The sequence below is a fragment of the Terriglobia bacterium genome (genome assembly GCA_036496425.1).
Lineage (GTDB): Bacteria > Acidobacteriota > Terriglobia > 20CM-2-55-15 > 20CM-2-55-15 > 20CM-2-55-15.
In genome coordinates, this window is record DASXLG010000270.1 from 1 (window position 1) to 2898 (window position 2898).

Genomic DNA, 2898 nt, shown 5'->3' on the forward strand with positions numbered 1-2898 from the left:
CCCCCGCGACTACATGAATGATTCGAGAACGGACTATGGCCTCCAGAAGGAACCAGGCACAGGCGGAAGCACACACCAGCAGCAGTGCGGCCATAAAGACTTCACCCCTTAACGCCAGCCAGAATTGCCGTGCTGCGGCCGCAGCAATCAGCGCGTTGACCGCGCGCACACCGGTGTCTTCCCAGGCGAGATCCCGCAACCGGGAGCCAAACCAGGATGCCGCGAGCACAACCGCAGCAACGCTGCAAACCAACCAGACGGCTTTCCAAAGGATGTCCACGAGGACGAAGTGGAGCCGCTCGCGAGTCCGGGCGAAAGCGATGCGGAGGATTTCGGCGAGCATTACGCGTCGAACGGGGGAGCGAGCATGATGTGCTCCGCCATCTGCGCGGCATTCGATGCGGCGATCCGCAGATTGTCGGCGACGGCGAAAATCGCATAATGGCCGGTGCCTGAGGCGCGAACACGGCCGATGTGAATTTTATCGCTGCCGATAACAGTCACCGGTGAGGGGCCGCCGGCGGCCTCGCTCAAAGAAAATTCTTTGCCGTGTTTGAAATGCGTCAAAACGTCCTCGACTGGTGGAAGCGCCAGAAGATCCACGGTTATCGAAAATGTATGCGAGTGGAAGACCGGCACCTGCAGAGCGGAGATCGCCGGTTTCGGTACCGTCTTTCCCAGAATAACTTCCAGCTGCTCGAGTATCCGGGACTCGGTCCGCGAGCTGGCTTCGGCTTCCGGCAGAATGTTGAATGCGAGCTGGCCTGAGAAGACCTTCTTCTCGACCTGCTGAAAATTGAGCAGGCTGACGGTCTGTTCCTGAAGTTCGTCGACGCCGGCGTTCCCGCGTTCCGACGCAGGTTCGAGCACCGTTGCCGTGGCGGACTGGACGGCAAACGTATTGTGCAAACCCGACAGGATGCGTCCGAGGACGATGGCCGCGGGATGCGGGTTCACAAAATATCCCTGCGGCCGCAGCAATCGCGAATCGGAAATTCCCTGCAGATAAAGCGTTCCGGCGTGGCCGGTCTGCGTGAGGTCGATCGTCAGGGCGGGAAACTTCGCGCCGCTCGCGATGTAGGACTGCATGATTTCCGTACTGCACGCGAAGAAAGCGATATCGACATCTTCGAACGCATTCGGTGAGATCACCTGGGTGATCTGAATGTCCCCGGCGAACTCCCGCAGCAGTCCGGCGTACTCCTCGGTTTCAAGCAGCGTCAGCTTGCCGACAGGCAGCCCCCGGGACTCGAGCACGTCCTGGAGTTCTTTTCCCAAAAGCGATGTCGATCCCACAATGGCCACATTGGGGGACTTACGGAGGCGTTGCGCGTTCATAAGAGCTAAAGCTTAATTTTTGATGTTACCATGCGCGGGTTCGGAAGGCGTTACATTGGCGGGCCGGAAGCGGTGAACCATCTGTATCATTTTTGCGAGGGGACCGGAGCTGACGTAAATCGCGGCCATGGCCAGCAGCATCTCTTCCGAATAAAAGATGATCAGGCCGATCATCATAGCGATTACAAACAGGGCCAGGCTCGGCTTCGCCTTCTTCACGTCAAATTCTTTGAAGCTGGAATACCGGACGGTGCTGATCATCAGGAATGCCAGCGCGAGTATCAGTATCCCCCACCACAATGCGGCAGCGCCGTTCATCAGAGCCGGTGTTTTGAAAAAGTGCACAACGGCCGCAATCATTCCCGCTGCTGCCGGGATTGGCAGACCGACGAAACTCCGTTTGCTGGTCTCCGTGGGCTTGCCGGTTTGAACATTGAACCTGGCAAGACGCAGCGCACCGCAAACCACAAACGCAAACGTGGCGAGAAACCCAAGGTGGTCGTGCATGGCAACTGCGTTTTCGTAGCCGGCGCTGGCGCCGAAACCCCATCGGAAGGCGAGAATGGCCGGAGCGGTTCCGAATGTGACGACATCGGCAATCGAGTCCAGCTGAACACCAAACTCACTGGCGGTTTTCGTCAGGCGGGCGATCCTGCCATCCAGTCCGTCGAGAATATATCCGATACCGATCAGGATGGCCGCGGTATCCCAGTCACCATGAAGAGTGGAAATGATCGAATAGTAGCCGCAAAAAATATTACCGATCGTAAAGAGGCTGGGCACTATCGAAAGACTGCGCTGGATGCGCGCCTGATTCTTGATTTTGCGTGGCCGTCTTACCACTCTACTTCGCTCCGCTTATCTTGATAATCCCGATCGGCGTCGAGCCGCCACGGACGCGCGCACCGCGTTCCACTGTCGCTTCAGCCCCCGCGGGAAAAAGCACATCGACCCGGGACCCGAACCGGATGAGCCCGATGAGCTCCCCTTTCCCGACCGTGTCTCCTACCTTCTTCCAGCATACAATGCGCCGGGCCACTAATCCTGCAATCTGTGTAAAAACAAGCTTCAGATCGCCCTGGGCGACCATGATGATATTGCGTTCGTTTTCGACGCTGGCTGTCTGGTCAAAAGCGAACTTGAACTTGCCTTTTTTGTAGTCGATGGCCTCGATGCGCCCTGCCATGGGACTCCGGTTCACGTGCACATTGAAGATCGACAGGAAAATACTGAGTTTCGTTACGTTTCCGACCCTCTCCACCTTGACCACGCGGCCGTCGGCCGGTGAAACGATAACTCGTGGATCCTCCGGAATTTGCCGGTTTGGATTCCGGAAGAAGAATGCCACAAAGCCGGCCAGCAGGATCACGAAAATCACCAGCGGATAGAGTCCGAAAGCGTATGCCGCGGCAGCGCCGGCCAGCAGTGGAAGCAGAAACCTATATGCGTCTTTTACAATCATCCAATGCGATGGTAAGGCAGGAAGGCAAGAAAAAGGGGAACTTCGCCACAAAAGGCACAAACTTTTGGGTTTTAGCCGCAGATGACGCGGATGACGCA

At 57.2% G+C, this 2898-nt stretch carries 4 protein-coding genes; all 4 read right to left on the bottom strand.

Translation table 11 applies throughout. The annotated features are described in order from the left end of the window. The coding region (locus tag VGK48_19540; protein ID HEY2383374.1) for a hypothetical protein at window positions 1–343 on the bottom strand (343 nt) is incomplete at its 3' end. Continuing rightward, a complete protein-coding gene (locus tag VGK48_19545; GenBank protein HEY2383375.1) occupies window positions 343–1338 on the bottom strand; it encodes an Asd/ArgC dimerization domain-containing protein in 996 nt (331 codons plus the stop codon). The genes VGK48_19540 and VGK48_19545, both read right to left, overlap by 1 nt. A 12-nt stretch (window positions 1339–1350) precedes the next feature. Next, entirely contained in the window at window positions 1351–2181 is an 831-nt protein-coding gene (gene pssA / locus VGK48_19550) for a CDP-diacylglycerol--serine O-phosphatidyltransferase (GenBank protein HEY2383376.1), read from the bottom strand. 1 nt (window position 2182) lies between these two features. Then, window positions 2183–2800 carry a phosphatidylserine decarboxylase gene (locus VGK48_19555; protein ID HEY2383377.1) on the bottom strand — a complete coding sequence of 206 codons (618 nt, stop codon included), beginning with the start codon at window positions 2798–2800 and terminating at the stop codon, window positions 2183–2185. Window positions 2801–2898 lie beyond the last annotated feature (98 nt).

Coding starts and splice junctions, on each gene's coding strand:
- VGK48_19545 (HEY2383375.1), bottom strand. CDS start 1,338: ATGAACGCGCAACGCCTCCGTAAGTCCCCCAATGTGGCCATTGTGGGA.
- VGK48_19555 (HEY2383377.1), bottom strand. CDS start 2,800: ATGATTGTAAAAGACGCATATAGGTTTCTGCTTCCACTGCTGGCCGGC.